This is a genomic window from Leisingera sp. (assembly GCF_034669605.1).
Classification (GTDB): Bacteria; Pseudomonadota; Alphaproteobacteria; order Rhodobacterales; family Rhodobacteraceae; genus Leisingera.
This window is the reverse complement of the sequence record NZ_JAXMOX010000102.1, coordinates 1-15782: the sequence shown is the minus strand read 5'-3', so window position 1 is coordinate 15782 and position 15782 is coordinate 1. Positions and strand designations below refer to the sequence as shown.

The 15782-nt window shown below is 64.4% G+C and carries 20 protein-coding genes; 11 read left to right on the top strand and 9 right to left on the bottom strand.

Annotation, left to right across the window (positions count from 1 at the left end):
* The 3 genes from pgsA to VOI29_RS13770 all read left to right on the top strand — a co-directional run.
* A partial coding sequence (gene pgsA, locus VOI29_RS13780; protein ID WP_323779623.1) for a CDP-diacylglycerol--glycerol-3-phosphate 3-phosphatidyltransferase occupies positions 1 to 550 on the top strand: 550 nt, incomplete at its 5' end.
* Positions 550 to 795: a molybdopterin converting factor subunit 1 gene (gene moaD, locus VOI29_RS13775; RefSeq protein ID WP_024088889.1), complete on the top strand. Its 246-nt coding sequence runs from the start codon at positions 550 to 552 to the stop codon at positions 793 to 795. The genes pgsA and moaD, both read left to right, overlap by 1 nt.
* Before the next feature lie 4 nt (positions 796 to 799).
* Positions 800 to 1246 (top strand): molybdenum cofactor biosynthesis protein MoaE, encoded by a 447-nt coding sequence (locus VOI29_RS13770; RefSeq protein ID WP_323779620.1) that lies wholly within the window; start codon positions 800 to 802, stop codon positions 1244 to 1246.
* A 342-nt stretch (positions 1247 to 1588) separates the two neighbouring features.
* On the opposite strand, the gene VOI29_RS13765 is transcribed toward VOI29_RS13770, so the two are convergent.
* From VOI29_RS13765 to ubiA, 3 genes are read right to left on the bottom strand one after another with little or no spacing between them, the layout of a single operon-like run.
* Positions 1589 to 1903, bottom strand: a complete 315-nt coding sequence (locus tag VOI29_RS13765; protein WP_024088891.1) for a hypothetical protein — start codon at positions 1901 to 1903, stop codon at positions 1589 to 1591.
* On the bottom strand, positions 1903 to 3792 hold the full coding sequence (locus VOI29_RS13760) for an OmpA family protein (protein ID WP_323779617.1): 1890 nt from the start codon (positions 3790 to 3792) through the stop codon (positions 1903 to 1905). Before VOI29_RS13760 ends, VOI29_RS13765 begins: the two co-directional genes overlap by 1 nt.
* A 60-nt stretch (positions 3793 to 3852) precedes the next feature.
* Positions 3853 to 4815 (bottom strand): 4-hydroxybenzoate octaprenyltransferase, encoded by a 963-nt coding sequence (ubiA, locus tag VOI29_RS13755; RefSeq protein WP_323779615.1) that lies wholly within the window; start codon positions 4813 to 4815, stop codon positions 3853 to 3855.
* Between the two features lie 12 nt (positions 4816 to 4827).
* Between ubiA and VOI29_RS13750 the strand changes: the two genes are divergently transcribed.
* The 3 genes from VOI29_RS13750 to VOI29_RS13740 all read left to right on the top strand — a co-directional run bounded on the left by VOI29_RS13750 (position 4828) and on the right by VOI29_RS13740 (position 7750).
* Positions 4828 to 5553 carry a 16S rRNA (uracil(1498)-N(3))-methyltransferase gene (locus VOI29_RS13750; RefSeq protein WP_323779613.1) on the top strand — a complete coding sequence of 242 codons (726 nt, stop codon included), beginning with the start codon at positions 4828 to 4830 and terminating at the stop codon, positions 5551 to 5553.
* Positions 5554 to 5786: 233 nt separating this feature from the next.
* A complete protein-coding gene (locus tag VOI29_RS13745; RefSeq protein WP_323779611.1) occupies positions 5787 to 6314 on the top strand; it encodes a hypothetical protein in 528 nt (175 codons plus the stop codon).
* A 65-nt stretch (positions 6315 to 6379) separates the two neighbouring features.
* Positions 6380 to 7750, top strand: a complete 1371-nt coding sequence (locus VOI29_RS13740; RefSeq protein ID WP_323779609.1) for a glutamate--cysteine ligase — start codon at positions 6380 to 6382, stop codon at positions 7748 to 7750.
* Between the two features lie 342 nt (positions 7751 to 8092).
* Here VOI29_RS13740 and VOI29_RS13735 read toward each other — a convergent pair whose 3' ends face one another.
* Complete coding sequence (locus tag VOI29_RS13735; RefSeq protein ID WP_024088899.1) at positions 8093 to 8569, bottom strand: YHS domain-containing (seleno)protein; 477 nt, start codon at positions 8567 to 8569, stop codon at positions 8093 to 8095.
* A 240-nt stretch (positions 8570 to 8809) separates the two neighbouring features.
* On the opposite strand from VOI29_RS13735, the gene VOI29_RS13730 reads away from it, so the two are divergent.
* Positions 8810 to 9160, top strand: a complete 351-nt coding sequence (locus VOI29_RS13730) for a hypothetical protein (RefSeq protein ID WP_323779607.1) — start codon at positions 8810 to 8812, stop codon at positions 9158 to 9160.
* Between the two features lie 223 nt (positions 9161 to 9383).
* On the opposite strand, the gene plsY is transcribed toward VOI29_RS13730, so the two are convergent.
* From plsY to VOI29_RS13705, 5 genes are read right to left on the bottom strand one after another with little or no spacing between them, the layout of a single operon-like run.
* Positions 9384 to 9989, bottom strand: a complete 606-nt coding sequence (plsY, locus tag VOI29_RS13725) for a glycerol-3-phosphate 1-O-acyltransferase PlsY (protein WP_323779605.1) — start codon at positions 9987 to 9989, stop codon at positions 9384 to 9386.
* The gene (gene pyrC, locus VOI29_RS13720; RefSeq protein ID WP_323779603.1) at positions 9989 to 11299 is read right to left on the bottom strand and encodes a dihydroorotase; all 1311 of its coding nucleotides are present in this window, start codon (positions 11297 to 11299) and stop codon (positions 9989 to 9991) included. Before pyrC ends, plsY begins: the two co-directional genes overlap by 1 nt.
* On the bottom strand, positions 11296 to 11679 hold the full coding sequence (locus VOI29_RS13715; RefSeq protein WP_323779601.1) for a hypothetical protein: 384 nt from the start codon (positions 11677 to 11679) through the stop codon (positions 11296 to 11298). Before VOI29_RS13715 ends, pyrC begins: the two co-directional genes overlap by 4 nt.
* Positions 11679 to 12212, bottom strand: coding sequence for a hypothetical protein (locus VOI29_RS13710; protein WP_323779599.1), 534 nt, complete (start codon positions 12210 to 12212; stop codon positions 11679 to 11681). The genes VOI29_RS13715 and VOI29_RS13710 overlap by 1 nt, the downstream gene beginning before the upstream one ends.
* A 5-nt stretch (positions 12213 to 12217) precedes the next feature.
* Entirely contained in the window at positions 12218 to 13168 is a 951-nt protein-coding gene (locus VOI29_RS13705; RefSeq protein WP_024088907.1) for an aspartate carbamoyltransferase catalytic subunit, read from the bottom strand.
* A gap of 152 nt (positions 13169 to 13320) precedes the next feature.
* On the opposite strand from VOI29_RS13705, the gene VOI29_RS13700 reads away from it, so the two are divergent.
* From VOI29_RS13700 to VOI29_RS13685, 4 genes are all read left to right on the top strand, one after another.
* Positions 13321 to 14085 carry a uracil-DNA glycosylase gene (locus VOI29_RS13700; RefSeq protein WP_323779597.1) on the top strand — a complete coding sequence of 255 codons (765 nt, stop codon included), beginning with the start codon at positions 13321 to 13323 and terminating at the stop codon, positions 14083 to 14085.
* A 15-nt stretch (positions 14086 to 14100) separates the two neighbouring features.
* Complete coding sequence (locus tag VOI29_RS13695; protein WP_323779595.1) at positions 14101 to 14700, top strand: metallophosphoesterase family protein; 600 nt, start codon at positions 14101 to 14103, stop codon at positions 14698 to 14700.
* Entirely contained in the window at positions 14697 to 15317 is a 621-nt protein-coding gene (locus VOI29_RS13690; RefSeq protein WP_323779593.1) for a LysE family translocator, read from the top strand. Before VOI29_RS13695 ends, VOI29_RS13690 begins: the two co-directional genes overlap by 4 nt.
* Positions 15318 to 15323: 6 nt before the next feature.
* The coding region (locus VOI29_RS13685) for a molybdenum cofactor synthesis domain-containing protein (RefSeq protein ID WP_323779591.1) at positions 15324 to 15782 on the top strand (459 nt) is incomplete at its 3' end.

The following is a 15782-nucleotide window of genomic DNA, read 5'->3' as shown; positions in this document are numbered from 1 at the left end:
CCCCGCGGCGGTGACCGACTGGTTTGACGGCTACCTGGCGCGGGCTTGGAAACAGGAAACCAAGATGGGTGCGATGCTGGACCCGATTGCCGATAAGGCGATGGTGGTAATCGCGCTGATGATTATCGTCGGCTATGCTGCCGAGCATTGGACCCCCTGGCTGGTGCTGCCCGCCACGGTGATCCTGTTTCGCGAGGTGTTTGTCTCGGGCTTGCGCGAATATCTGGGCGATACGGCCGGCACACTGAAAGTGACCAAACTGGCCAAATGGAAGACCACCGCGCAAATGATCGCCATCGCTACGCTGTTTTCGCAAGGCATCTTTGAACATTACCTGGTGATGTCTTCCTTTGGCATGGATGATCAGATCTACTCCCAGATCATCGAAGGCGAGCTGGAGGATCTGTTCGGGCTGCGCTGGAAAGAGGCTGGTGTGATCTGGACGGGGCGCCTCGGCTTGTGGCTGCTGTGGATTGCTGCAGCGCTGACCCTGATGACTGGCGCTGATTACCTGCGCAAAGCGCTGCCGCATCTGAAGGAGGCCCATTGATGGATATTCTGTATTTCGCCTGGGTGCGCGAACGTATCGGCCTGCCGCGCGAGCAGGTGGAGACTTCGGCAGCCACCGTTGCGGAGCTGGTTGAGGAGTTGCGCGCCTGCGACGAACGCTATGCCGCTGCCTTTGCCGATCTCTCTGCCTTGCGTGTTGCCTTGGATCAGGAACTGTCCGAGTTCGATGCGCCGCTGGCTGGCGTGCGCGAGGTTGCCTTTTTCCCGCCGATGACCGGGGGCTGACGCGGTGCGGATCTCCGTTCAGGAAACCCCGTTCGCGCCGGGTGCCGAAAGCGACGCCTTTGCGGCCGGCGCCGCGGGCGCAGGCGCCGTGGTGACCTTTACCGGTGTGGTGCGCGATGCGGATCAGGGCCGGTTGCAGGCGATGGAGATCGAGCATTATCCAGGAATGACCGAAAAGGCGCTGACTGCCATTGCCGAGGAGGCCTGCACACGCTGGTCGCTGGCGGATGCGCTGGTGATCCACCGGTATGGCCGCCTGGCCCCGGGCGAGCGCATCATGATGGTCGCAACTGCCGCCCGCCACCGCAGGGATGCGTTTGAGGCGGCGGAATACCTGATGGACTACCTGAAATCGCGCGCGCCGTTCTGGAAAAAGGAAATCCTGACTGGCGGCGATGCCGATTGGGTTGCCGCCAAGGACGCCGACGAGGATGCGCTGAAACGCTGGTGAGCGCTGCCAGCGGGGCGATGCGGGGTTCTCCCGCCAGGTTTTCAATCCTCAAAGGATGATTTCCGCCTGTTGGGCCCGGCGCCGCGCTACGCGCTGCGCCTTTTTTGCTGAGATGGCCTTGAAGAACAGGTCTGCCTTCAAGGCCGGTCCTGTTTCTGTTCAGGTTGGTGCGTCAAGGACAAGCCGCTTCGCTGGGCCTGCGGCCCCCTTGCCCCTCGAGCGCCGTGAGGGCCGCGAGCGGGGCCGCCGTGCGCCGGCACGGCGCCGCGCCCAAGGCTGTCCGGACGGTGCTGGCGCAGCCGGCGCGGTCTGCAGGCGCGGGAGTGCGCCGCTGCCCCAAGCTCAATGGGGGATCTGGCTGCGCAGTTCTTCGGCTTCCCTGCGGGCTTCGCGCAGGCCGTCCATTGTGGCGCGCAATTCGGCCTCGGTCTGGGTCAGCTGGTTGGTCAGCTCTGCCTCGCGCTGCTGCAGATAGGTGATCGCCTGGTCGCGGGTTTCTTCCGCCTCATGCAGCTCCTGGCTCATCCGGTCGAGGTCGGCCACATCGCTTTGCCGCACCCGGGTAAAGCGGTGCACCAGCCAGTTGGCGAACCAGCCAAGCGCAAAGGCCGCGAACAGGATGATCGCGGTGGTGATGATGAACTCAGTCCTGTTCATTATTCTGTGGTCTCCTGTGCGTCTTCTGCGCGTTCGGCGGCCTGTTCGCCGTTGCCCGTGTCTGCGGTGTCTTCTGCCGCGGCCGGGCGGATCAGTTTGAATTCGATGCGGCGGTTGGCTTCGCGGCCGTCTTCGGTGCCGTTGTCCGCGATCGGCGTGCTTTCGCCATAGCCCTTGGCGGCAAAGGTCGAGGTCACCACCCGCCGCGCCCGCAGTTCGTTCAGCACCGACTGGGCGCGTGCCTGGCTCAGCTCCTGGTTCATCGCTTCGCGGCCCTGGCTGTCGGTGTGGCCCTGGATCTCCAGCCGCACCGGGCCGCAGCGGCCGAGGACGCCTGCGATACGGTCCATGGTTCCAGTGCTTTGCACCGCGATCGTGGCCGAGCCGGGTTCAAAGGCAATCTTGGCCTCGCTCTGGGCGCTGGCGAGCTGCGCCTCGCACAGTTCCGGCGGCAGCGGCTTGTCCTTGGGTTCGGGCGGCTTTTCATAGGTGATGTCGAGGTCATAGGTATCGGCCTCGCCCAGTTTGGCGGACAGGAAACCGGCAATCTCAGCCGGGGCGTCCTTGCGGTAGCTCATGCCGCGCAGTTCCAGATTGCCGGGCGTTACAGTGACCGCGCCGCGCTGCAGATAGGAGAGCGCTTCCAGTGCTGCCAGCACCCGCACCGGCCAATCGGCAGGCAGGTCGGCGACGACACGGGCCGCTGTGTGCACGTTGTCCGACCCGAACCGCGCTTTGGCATAGCTGTCGGCCACTGTGCGCTGCGCGGCATCGGTAAGGCGCCCGCGCAGCTGCACCTGGCCTTCAGGGCTGAGTGTCGCGGTGAATTCAGGGATCCCCCCGGCGTCCTGGGATTCCGGTACCGGCAGGACCGCATGCAGCGCAAAGACCTTGGGGAGGGCGTTTTCCAGCTCCCCCGCCACATGGTCGAACAGTTTGCTGTCGGTGCCTTCTGCGGCGGCCAGGGTGATATCCGCATTGGCAATGGTCACCGCGCCAGCACCAAGTTCGGCCAGGCCTGCAATGCTCAGTTCCGCCGCGCGGGCCCAGTTGGGGGAAGGCACACCCATGCCGATCACGCAATCCGCGTCATCCTGCAGCCCGGCCTTGCGGGCGGCGGCCAGAATTCGGTTGCGGCTTTCCTCGCTCTCGGCGGAGCAGGCATCGAATTCTGCACCGTCAGGCCCCAGAAGGAAGCGCAGGGTGAAAGGAGTGATCACCGGGCGCGGCGCCGCGATGTCGAGCGCCAGCCGCAACCCCGGCGGAGCCTTGCGGCCGAGCTGCTCCTCCAGCCGCGCCTTGGCCTCCTCGCTGCCGGAAATGGCGGTGACCGAGACCTCCCCGGCTGCCACCGAGATTTTTGAACGCGGCAGCAGCTTCAGCGCTTCCACCGCAAACTGCATTGACTCCTGCCAGCCGTCAGGGATCGTGTATTTCGCGGTTTCCAGCAAATCGGCCACGTTCTCAGGGCCCGCCAGCGCCTCAAGCTCTTTGACCAGCGCTGCGCGGCCGGATCCAGCGGGAATCAGGCCGATAATCGATATGCCGCTGTCATTGCGCAGAATTTCCGCAGAGAACCGCGGCGGGGCCAGGCCGTTGGCGGGCGGTACCTCGATGCCATCGAGGATCCGCGCTGCATCGACAACCGTGCCGACCCGCGATTTGACCGAGAACCGGGTGGCTTCATCAGGTGCGGTGCCTTCCAGCAGCACCTGCAACCCGTCGGCAGTTACCTCGGCCCAGGTATAGCCGCCGTCATCCAGCGCCCGGCGCACACTTGTTTCTGTGCTGCGCTCGACAGCGGTGACGGCAAATCCGGCGGCAACAAGGCTCAGCCCGGCCGCAGCGGCAAAGGCCAAGCCCGGGATCAACAGCTTAGACAGGCGCATATGGCAGTATCTTCCCAGTTTGCGTTACAGGCTCTTACCCCGCGCGCGGCTGCGGTTCAATCACACGAACATGGCCAGCACAAAGAAGATCAGCGGAATCAGGCCGGTATCGCGGTTCAAGCGGAACAATTGCAGCAGCCGCTGTGAATGTTCTGCGTCAAAGGCGCGCAGTTGCCAGGTCAGGTGCCAGCCCATCGCCCAGGGCGCGGCCAGCGCCAGAACCAGCGCCAGCACCGAGGCATTGTTCTGAACCGCCAGGATCACTGCCAGCGCCATCAGGCTGACAAAGGCAACAATGAATCGGCGCAGCCACATCGGGGTATCAGAGCCAAACAGCCGGGCGGTGGATTTCAGCCCGATCAGCGCGTCGTCCTCGGTGTCCTGATGGGCATAGATGGTGTCGTAAAACAGCGTCCAGGCGATACCTGCCAGATACAGCAGAACCGGCGGCCAGCTGAGGCTGCCGGTATGCGCCACCCAGGCCAGCATGGCGCCCCAGTTGAAGGCGAGGCCCAGGAACACCTGCGGCCACCAGGTGAACCGTTTGGCAAAGGGGTAGACCGTTACCGGCAGCAGCGACAGAACGCCCATGGCAATGGCCGCCTGGTTGAAGGTCAGGAGGATCATAAGCCCCAGCAGGCATTGCAGCCCCATCCAGGCCAGCGCACCCTTGACCGTGACCTGGCCTGCGGGGATCGGGCGCGAGCGGGTGCGCTCCACCTGGCCGTCGAAGTTGCGGTCGGTGATATCGTTCCAGGTGCAGCCCGCGCCGCGCATCAGCCAGGCGCCCGCAGCGCAGCCGATGGCGATCCACAGATCCTGCCAGCGCGGGCTCTGATCCGACAGGATCGCCAGGGCCAGCCCCCACCAGCAGGGGATCAGCAGCAGCCAGGTTCCGATCGGCCGGTCGGCGCGGGAAAGGCGCAGATAGGGCCGCGCCCATTCCGGGGCATAGGTGTCGACCCAGTTTCCGGTGACCGCATCCGCGACCTGACCCTCTGGCGCTGGCTTCTGGCCTTGCATATGTAGGACCTCATGAGTGCAAAAATCAGACTGTATGTAGAGCACCCCTTGGGGGCAGGGCAATCGGTTCCGTTGGATCGTGATCAGGCGCATTACCTGTTCGGGGTGATGCGGCTGGCGGTTGGAGCGCCTGTGGCGCTGTTCAATGGCCGCGATGGCGAATGGCAGGCCAGGGTCGCCGAGGCCGGCAAGCGCGGCGGCACGCTGATCTGTCAGGAGCAGAGCAAACCTTTGCAGCTGCCGCCGGACCTGTGGCTGATGTTTGCCCCGATCAAAAAGGCGCGCACCGATTTCATCGTTGAAAAAGCGGCTGAGATGGGCGCCGCCCGCATCCTGCCGGTGCAGACCGAGTTCACCAATGCCGAACGCATCCGCCAGGACCGGCTGCAGGCCCATGCGGTCGAGGCGGCCGAGCAATGCGGCGGCACTTATGTGCCGGAAGTGGCGGAGCTGCAGAAGCTCCCGCGCCTGCTGGAGGATTGGCCCGACGACCGGCAACTGATGTTCTGCGACGAGGCCGAGGTGGGCAATGCGCTGCAATTGGCCGCAGAAACTCAGAAAGGCGCGCCCTGGGCGATCCTGATCGGCCCCGAGGGCGGCTTTTCCGAAGCAGAGCGCAAGCGGCTGCACAGCCATCCGCAATCCCATGTGGTCAGTCTCGGCCCCCGCATCCTGCGGGCCGACACCGCGGCGGTAGCGGCGATGACCCTGTGGCAGCAAAGCTTGGGGGACTGGTAGCGGAGAGACATCCGCCTCGGTCAGAGACTGGAAACCATTTGCTGTTGCACTGGGCCGCGGTGCCAATGCCGTACAACCGGCAGAGTCCTAAATCTCTGGCGTCAGTGAGGCCATGAATGCTGCAAACGCCGGCAATCGGCTTGCGGACCATTGCATCCGGTGCTGCAGCGCCACAAATAGGGGAGGCGTGGCAGGCCGTTCCGCCTGCCGGACGCAGTTATGAGGCGATACACATGAGTTTCATCCGCCCGGAAGCCCGCGTCGCGATCTGGCAATGGCGCGAGGTCCTTGCTGCGGTAATGATGTTCCTGCTGGGGTTGAAGTGGGCCTTCTCCTCAGCCGGGTTCACCGCCATCACCGGCTGGGCCTTTGTCGGCACCGGTCTGGTGACTGCTGTTATCGGTGCTCAGCGGATGCGCTTTCGCCGCGGCACCGGCGGCCCCGGGGTGGTGCAGGTGGACGAAGGGCAGATCGCCTATTTCGGGCCGCTCACCGGCGGCGCAGTGGCCGCATCCGAACTGGAACGGCTGGCGCTGGATCAATCCTCCAAACCGCCGCATTGGCTGCTGGAACAACCCGGCCAGCCGCCGCTGGCGATCCCGGTGAATGCCGAAGGCTATGAAGCGCTGTTTGACGTCTTTGCCGCTCTTCCCGGCCTCAAGACCGAGCGGATGCTGACCGAACTGCGCCGCCGCGGCCCTCACCAGGTCGTGATCTGGGAGCGCTCCTCGAGCCGGCCGGAACATCAGCGGCTGCATTGACACCGGCGGCGATTCCGCCCACCACTGACCCTTCATGACAGACCTAACAGGACGGAGTGCCAGGCATGTCCATTCCCCAGTCCGGCGGCGGACCGATCGAGCGCCACGAACAGCTTGCCGAATATCTTGCTGATGGCTGCAAGCCCAAGGAAGACTGGCGCATCGGCACCGAGCATGAGAAGTTCGGCTATTGCAAGGACACGCTGAAGCCGCTGCCTTATGAGGGCGAACGCTCGATCCTTGCGGTGCTGACAGGCCTGCGCGACGGCCACGGCTGGGCGCCGCTGACCGAAGGCGATAACCTCATCGGCCTGACCAAGGACGGCGCCAATATCTCGCTTGAGCCGGGCGGGCAGCTGGAGCTTTCCGGCGCGCCGCTGGAGACCATTCACGAGACCTGCGATGAGGTGAACGCCCATCTGCGCGACGTGAAGGACATCGCCGACAAGATCGGCGTCGGCTTCATCGGCCTGGGCGCCGCTCCGGTCTGGAAGCATGAAGACATGCCGCTGATGCCCAAGGGCCGCTACAAGCTGATGGACGGCTACATGCAGAAAGTCGGCAGCATGGGCACCACCATGATGCGCCGCACCTGTACCGTGCAGGTGAACCTCGATTTTTCCTCCGAGGCCGACATGGTGCAGAAGATGCGTGTTGCACTGGCATTGCAGCCGGTGGCAACCGCGCTGTTTGCCAATTCACCGTTCCTGGACGGCAAGCCGAACGGCCATAAATCCTGGCGTGCCCGGGTCTGGCGCGATCTGGACGCCGACCGCACCGGCATGCTGCCGTTCGTGTTCGACGAGGGTTTCGGTTTCGAGGCCTGGGTGCAGTATGCGCTCGATGTGCCGATGTACTTTGTGTACCGCAACGGCGAATATGTGAACGCGCTGGGCATGTCCTTCCGCGATTTCCTGAAGGGCGAACTGCCGGCGCTGCCCGGTGAAACACCGACGCTCAGCGACTGGGCCGACCACCTCACCACCGTTTTCCCCGAGGCCCGGGTGAAAAAATTCATCGAAATGCGCGGCGCCGACGGCGGCCCCTGGCGGCGTCTGTGCGCGCTGCCTGCGCTCTGGGTCGGATTGACCTATGACCAATCGGCGCTGGACGCGGCCTGGGACCTGGTCAAGGGCTGGGACGCGGAAACCCGTGAAGCCTTGCGTGTGGCGGCCTCCGAACAGGGGCTGCAGGCCAAGGTCGGCGGCATCAGCATGCATGAACTGGCGCGCGAGGTTGTGGCGATTTCGGAGAGCGGGCTGAAAGCCCGGCATAAGCCTGGCGCCGGCGGGCTGGTGCCGGATGAAACCCATTTCCTGAATGCGCTGAAGGACAGCCTGGACAGCGGCAAGGTCCCGGCGGATGAGTTGCTGGCGCGCTATAACGGCGCCTGGGAAGGCGATCTCAGCCGGATCTACGGCGAATTTGCTTATTGACCTGCAGAGGCGGCCCGGACGGGGCCGCCTGCTTGAAATCCACGTGTTTAATGAAAAGCTGATGAACTTGGCGGCGCATGACCGGATGACGTCGCTGCACAGCCGCGATCACTTTTCCGGCTGATATCCGGGCTGGGCTACCGTGACGGCAGCCGGACGGCCGAGGCGGTCCTGCGCGAGGCGGATGAAGCGCTTTATGCAGCCAAGAACAGCTTCCGCAATCCGGTGAAGCCGCCCGGCAGGTTTAAAGGGCCCGCGGCATCCTGCCCGCGCGGACAGAAGGAAAACCGGCGGCAGGTTGACCCGCCGCCGGCTGTATGTAAGTGAGTGGCGGCCTAGGCCTTATTGCGCCTGCAGCGCGGCCGGGTCCTTGTCCGCAATATCGTCCCAGTTCACATCAGCCTTCTCGATGAAGCCCGGGATGTCGCCTTCCCAGCGGGTTTGAATGTCTTTGGCGAGGTTCAAATACAGTTTGTCGTCGACAATCTTCCAAAGCGTCGGATCGCCGTCGAACTTAAAGCCCATGGCGGCGCCGAAGGCGCAGTATCCGCCGTATGCCGGCAGGTAGGCTTCCGGGTTCTTTTCAAATTCGGCTTTGTTTTCCTCCGAGGCGAACCGGTACATCGCGTCATTGTGGGATGCGGTGATTTTCCAGTTGCCCGGGGTCGGTTCCCCAACGGTGAAATACGCAACCGGGTCGTATCCCTGCAGGGCAAGGCCGGTGGAGGATGCGTTGAGTTCTACGCCAGCGGCCATAGCAGAAGTCGCCAGAGCAACTGAAAGCGCCACACCGCTTACCAGAGCTTTTACTTTGTTCATGGATCCCGTCCTTTCGGTCCCGGCCGGGACTGCAGAAAATTTGCGCCCGGCTGAAGTTTCATAAATTGTGCCGCGGTTTGCTGCGGGTCACGGCACTGATGTGGAGAGCCCGGCGATCACGTTCAAAACAACTCAATTTGAATGTGCGGCAGGCAGAGTGTTTCTGTGCATGCCTGCGCAGGGCAGGTGACAGAATGGTTCGCGGCAGTCACAGTGGCGGCAGCCAAAATGGAGATGAGAATGACAGGTGCATTACCCAGCCGCCGCGCGATCCTGAGCGGGCTGACAGCTTTTGCTCTCTTTGCAGCCCCGGCCAGCGCGCAAAGCGTCGGCGGTGTTTACCGCGCGGAGGGGCGTAATCCCGACGGCAGCAGTTATTCCGGCACCGTGCAGATTCAAGACAATGACGGGGCAGTGGAGATGCAGTGGCGGATTGCCGGCCAATCTTATTCGGGCAGCGGTTCGCGCAATGGTGATGTGATCTGGGTGAACTGGGGCCAAACCCATCCGGTGGTCTATGTACGGATGCCCAGCGGTGAGTTGCACGGCACCTGGGGCAATGGCCGCGCGCTGGAGCGTCTTATTCCGTAAGATTCAGCACCAGTACGACGCGAACCGTTTATTCCTCGGGCATGCCGCAGGGTTTCAGCTGCAGGCCGGCGGCCAGCCGGTACAAGTCGCGGCTGATGCAATCCCTGCCGCCAAGTTTACCGGTTGCCAGTTTCCGGGCCTTGCTGCCCGGCCGTAGTACCGTAAAAAGCACCTGAAGACAGAGCATTCAAGGCGGCGGGAAACGGCTCCAGCCTGGGGCGGCTCACTTCTGGCCGATCCGCGGCTCGGTGCCGGCACGCAGGCGTGCGATATTGGCCGCGTGGCGGATCAACACCACCGCTGCCAGAAGCAGCGCCAGCACCGCCACTGGCTGATAGCCCAGCACCAATACCCAAACAGCTGCCGAAGCTGCCGAGACCAGCGCGCCCATGGACGAAATCCGGCTGGCTGCCGCAGCCGCCAGCCAGGTCAGGCAGCAGGCAATGCCGACCGGCCAGGCCAGCGCCAGCATCAAGCCGAGGAAGGTGGCAACCCCTTTGCCGCCCTTGAACCCCAGCCAGACCGGGAAGCAATGGCCAAGAAAGGCCATCAGCCCCGCCGCTTGCGCCGCATCTTCGCCGGCCAGGGAGCGGGCCAGCAGCACCGCCGCCGCGCCCTTGCCGCCATCCAGGACCAGTGTCAGTGCCGCGGCGGCTTTGCTTCCGGTGCGCAAGACATTGGTGGTGCCGATATTGCCGGAGCCGATTTCACGCAGGTTGCCCAGCCCGAACAGCCGGGTGACAACCATGCCAAAGGGCACCGACCCCAGGCCGTAGCCAATCACGGCCCACAGGATCAAAACCGCGGCAGAGCTTTCCAGAACAGGCATCAGTCCCTCCGGTAGACGGGCTCACCCGCAACAAATGTGGCCTCAACCCGGCCTTGCATCCGCTGAGTGTCAAATGGCGTGTTCTGCGATTTCGAGCGCAGCTTGAAGCGGTCGAGCACAAAGGGCACGTCCGGATCGAACAGCACCAGATCGGCTGGCGCGCCCTCGGCCAGGCGGCCGCTTTCCAGCCCCAGACGTTTTGCCGGGTTCAGCGACATGGCGCGGAACAGGGTTGGCAGGTCCAGCAGTTCCGCATGATAAAGCCGCAGCGCCGCGGGCAGCAGGGTTTCCAGCGCCACGGCACCGGCAGCGGCTTCTTCAAAAGGCAGCCGTTTGCTTTCTTCGTCCTGCGGCGTGTGCATCGAGGAGATGATGTCGATAAGACCTGTGCGCACCGCTTCCACAACGGCCAGCCGGTCGTCCTCGGAGCGCAGCGGCGGCTTCACCTTGAAAAAGCTGCGGTAGCCTGCCACGTCCAGCTCGTTCAGTGTCAGGTGGTGGATCGAAGTGCCCGCAGTGATGTCGAGACCGTTGCTCTTGGCGCGCTCCAGTGCGGGCAGGGCGCGGGCTGTGGTGATCTGGTCGGCGTGGTACTTGGCGCCGGTCATCTCCAGCAGCGCGATATCGCGGTCCAGGCCCATCCGCTCGGCCATCGGAGAGACGGCCGGCAGCCCGTAGAGGGCGGCAAATTTGCCGGAGGTGGCGGCCGCTCCGGCGCTCAGCACCGGTTCCTGCGGGTGGGCAATGACCAAGGCGCCGCAGGAGCGGGCATAGGTCAGCGCGCGCTGAAAGACCTTGGTATTGCCGGTCACATGGTCGCAATCGGAAAACGCCACCGCGCCGGCATCCATCAGGAAGCCGATCTCGGTCATTTCACGGCCCTCGCGGCCTTTGGTCAGCGCCGCCATCGGCAGCACGTTCACCGGCGTATCGGCCTGGGCGCGGCGGGTGACGAATTCCAGTGTCTCCGGGCTGTCGATGGCAGGTGTTGTATCGGGACGGGTGACGATGGTGGTGACCCCGCCCGCTGCTGCCGCAAGGCCTGCGGATTTATAGCTTTCCTTGTGCCGCTCGCCCGGCTCGCAAACCTTGACGCCGATGTCGACAATGCCCGGCGCCAGGCATTTTCCGCCGCACTCCAGAAGGGCCGCATCCTCTGGCCTGATGTTGCGTGCGCGCAGCAGCTGGTCAGGATCGGCGGCGTTCGTTTCAACTGCCGCGATCCGTCCGTTCTGCACCAGAACCGTGCCCGGTGCATCGGTGCCTGCCTCGGGATCAATCAGGCGGGCGTTGATGAAGAGAGTGGTCATGCCTTGGCTCTTTCGATTGCATGGAGGGTCGCGGCCGGGTCGGCCTGGTATTTGATCAGGTGTTTGTCGCCGGTCCTGGTGATCACCTGCACATAGCTGCCCATGGTGCGGATAGTCTTGATCCGGGTCAGCGGGATGTAGCGTTCCGCAGGGCCGGTGAGGGCCGTATCTGTCAGGGTCCATACCACCGCCAGCTCCTCGCTGGCCATATACCAGCCGCGCAAAGCTATGGCGGCCAGCCCGCCGGCAGCGCCGGTCCAGATATGCGGGCTGTCAACGGCCCAAAGAACAGCCATGGCGCCGCCCATGCCGATCGCCGCCATCCAGGCATGGGCGCGGACATAGGCACGGCGGTCCGGTTTCAATTCGGTCTCCGCCATCAAACTGCAACAACCCAGACCAGCAATGCGGCCAGCAGCATCACCACGGCAAACAGGACAGCGCCAATGCGGCGGGCTTGCCTGCGGGCTTGACGCGGGGGAAGTTTCGGGGCGGAATAGGGCTTGGCGCTTTCGGCGGTTACGGGCGGAGCGTTCCAATTGGTCTGCCGCTCGCCGTAGGTGCCGATCAGGCTGATCTGCCCGGCCGGGGTCAGCCGGGTTTCGGCTCCGTCAAAGGCGCGCGAGCGGATCAGCAGCACGTGGCCCTCCAGCGCGTCCAGCATGCCGCGGTCTTCCTCGACCTGCGCCCGCGGCACACCGCAGCCGTCTGTGAGGTAACCAGCCAGGCCGATATCCTCCAGGTCGGAGACCGGAAAGATCTCCACCTGATCCGGGTCGAGCGCCGCGACCCCTAAAACCTGCGCCAGCGCGCCGGGCTCCTTGAGAAAGGCCGCCTGCTCGGGCCGCATGTCGAGCCTGAACAACCGGATCACGCCGCGTTCGCCTGCAGGGATATGGATGACGCCCTCCATGCTGCTCAGCCCGCCTTGGCCTGCCGTTCGGCGCGCAGGTTGCGGGCCAGCAGATCCATTGCCGCCATCCGCACCGCAACGCCCATCTCAACCTGCTCCTGAATGACCGAGCGGTTGATGTCGTCGGCGAGCGTCCCGTCGATCTCGACCCCGCGGTTCATCGGACCGGGGTGCATGACGATGGCGTCGGGTTTCGCCTGTGCCAGCTTGTCGGCGTCGAGGCCGTAGCGATGATAGTATTCGCGCTCCGACGGGATGAAACCGCCGTCCATCCGTTCCTTCTGCAGCCGCAGCATCATCACGACGTCGACGTCTTTCAGGCCTTCGCGCATGTCGTCATAAATCTCGGCGCCGAATTCGGCGAACTGGCCGGGCACCAGGGTCGGCGGGCCGATCAGACGGATGCGGTTTTCCATCTTGCCCAGCAGGATCAGGTTGGAGCGGGCGACGCGGGAATGCGCAATGTCGCCGCAGATTGCAATGTTCAGCCGGTGCAGCCGGCCTTTGGAGCGGCGGATGGTCAGCGCATCAAGCAGCGCTTGGGTCGGGTGTTCGTGCTTGCCGTCGCCGGCGTTCAGCACCGCGCAGTTCACCTTTTGCGCCAAGAGATCCACCGCGCCCGAATGGGGATGCCGTACCACCAGCAGGTCCGGGTGCATCGCGTTCAGCGTCATCGCGGTGTCGATCAGCGTCTCGCCCTTTTTGATCGAGGACGCCTGCATCGCCATGTTCATCACATCGGCGCCCAGCCGTTTGCCCGCCAGTTCGAACGAGGCCTGGGTGCGGGTGGAATTCTCGAAGAACATGTTGATCTGAGTAAGCCCCGCCAGCACGTCGGAGTGTTTTTCCGGGCGGCGGTTCAGGGCGACATATTCGTCAGCCAGATCAAGGATCGCGGTGATCTCATGCGGTTTCAGCGGTTCGATGCCAAGCAGGTGGCGGTGTTCGAAAGACATGGGGGCAGCTCCGCGTGATTTGCGGGTTCTTATAGGCGGGGCGGGCCAGACGGGCAACGGCCGGCACAGGCGAAGCTAGGGAATTTGAGTATTTGCAGCAAGATGAAAGGGGAGGTGTTCCGCTTGGGGCGCAGGCGGAGTAGCTTGGGCGCATGGAATCGGCATTGGATTACTGGAGCGCCCGGGCGCTGTTGGAGTGGCAGGCGGAGCTTGGCGCGACCGAAGCGCTGTGCGACGAACCAATCGACCGGTACGCGCTGGAACAGGCGGCACCCAAGCCGAAACCGGGGGCCGTGCCTGCGCCGCCGCCCAAGCCCAAGGAGGCGGATCCGGTCGAGGCGGCCCGTAAAGCCGCCAAAGGGGCTGCGTCATTGCCTGGCTTGCGCGATGCCTTGGAGGGGTTCAGCCACTGCGACCTGAAACGCGGCGCGCGCAATCTGGTGTTCTCGGACGGCCAGGCGGGGGCGCGGGTGATGATCATCGGCGAAGCACCGGGGCGCGATGAGGATCTGCAGGGCAAACCGTTTGCGGGCCGGGACGGGCAGCTGCTGGACAAAATGCTGGAGGCAATCGGGCTATCACGTGCCGAGAGCGTCTATCTTACCAATGTGCTGCCCTGGCGGCCGCCGCAGAACCGTGACCCGCTGCCCGCGGAGATTGCTATGCTGACGCCGTTTCTGGAGCGGCATGTTGCCCTGGCGGAGCCGGATATTCTGGTCTTGATGGGCAATGTCAGCTGCCAGGCAGTGCTGGGCAAACGCGGCATAACCCGGCTGCGCGGGCAATGGGATCAGGCCTGGGGCAAGCCGGTACTGCCGATGTTCCACCCTGCCTATCTGCTGCGCCAGCCGCAGCAGAAGCGGCTGGCCTGGGGGGATCTGCTGGAGCTGAAGGCACGGCTGGGCGCCCTGTCCTGACGGAGGAGGAGCGTCATGAAGATTCTCGCATTTTCGGATCTGCATCTGTCAAACAGCCATGCGGCGGAGATCGTGGCGGCCAGCGCCGGCGCTGATCTGGTGATCGGTGCAGGCGATTTTTGCAACATGCGCCAGGGAATGGACCGGGCGATGGCGATGCTGGCGGGTCTGAAGGTGCCGATGGTGGCGGTTCCCGGCAATGGCGAAAGCGCCGGTGAACTGCGTGCGGCGGGGTTTCCCAGCACAACCGTGCTGCATGGCGAGGGAATGGACTTTGAGGGCCTGCGTCTGTTCGGTCTGGGCTATGGCGTGCCGGAAACACCCTTTGGCAGCTGGTCCTGCGACCTGAGCGAGATTCAGGCGGCGGCGATGCTGGCAGCCTGTGATCATGCGGATATCCTGATTTCGCACTCGCCGCCCAAGGGGCTGGGGGATATCACCTCGGGCGGGCTGTCCGTGGGCTCAGCGGCGGTCAGGGCAGCGGCGGAGCGGATCCAGCCGCAGCTGCTGCTTTGCGGCCATGTGCATGATTGCTGGGGCTTTCGCGGAAATTTAGGAAAAACGCAGGTGGCCAATCTTGGTCCTGCGGTGAGCTGGTTCGAGGTGATACCATGATCGATGCGGTGACTTTGCTGGCTTTTGTCCCGGCAGCGCTGGCGCTGAACCTGACGCCGGGGGCGGACATGATGTTCTGCCTTGGCCAGGGGCTGCGCTCGGGGCGCGGTGCGGCGGTGGCGGCCAGCGCAGGGATCTCGGCGGGCAGCATGGTGCATGTGGCGCTGGCCGGGCTGGGGCTGGGCGCGGCGGTCTCTGCCATGCCCGCATTGTTCGACGTGATCCGCTGGTTTGGTGTCGCCTATCTGCTGTACCTGGCCTGGGGTGCTTTGCGCGGCGGTCTTGCGGCGGATGAACTGCCCGAGCGGCGCGGCGCCAGCGCTTTTCGCAGCGGGCTGCTGGTCAACCTGGCCAATCCGAAGGTGATCCTGTTCGTGCTGGCCTTTGTGCCGCAATTCGTAAAACCCGAGGCAGGCCCGGTGCTGGTCCAGTTCCTGATCTTCGGGCTGATCCTGGCGGTGGGCGGGTTCTTCATCAACGGGCTGGTCGGCATCTTTGCCGGCCAGGCCGGGCGGCGGCTGACCGGCTCGCCGGTGTTTGCGCGCTGGCTGGGCCGGGTTTCGGCCGGAATTTTTGCAGGGCTGGCCATGCGGCTGGCCATTATGGAAAGGGCGTGACAGGAAATGTCCCGGATTGACGAAAGCATGGAATTCATCCCGGTGCGCATTGCGGTGCTGACCGTTTCGGATAGCCGCAAGCTGGAGGACGACCGCTCCGGCCAGGTGCTGGTAGACCGTCTGCGGGACGCGGGCCATGCTCTGGCAGCCCGCAAAATCATCCCGGACGAGCGGGCAGCGATCGCCGCGCAGCTGCGTGCCTGGATCGCCGACCGTCAAGTCGATGTGGTGATCTCAACCGGCGGCACCGGGCTGACGGGGCGGGACGTCACCGTCGAGGCGCACCGCGACGTTTATGAAAAGGAGATCGAGGCCTTCGGCACCGTCTTCACCCTGGTCTCGATGCAGAAGATCGGCACCAGCGCGGTGCAGTCGCGGGCCACCGGCGGCGTTGCGGGCGGCACCTATCTGTTTGCACTGCCCGGCAGCCCCGGCGCCTGCAAGGACGGCTGGGATGAAATCCTG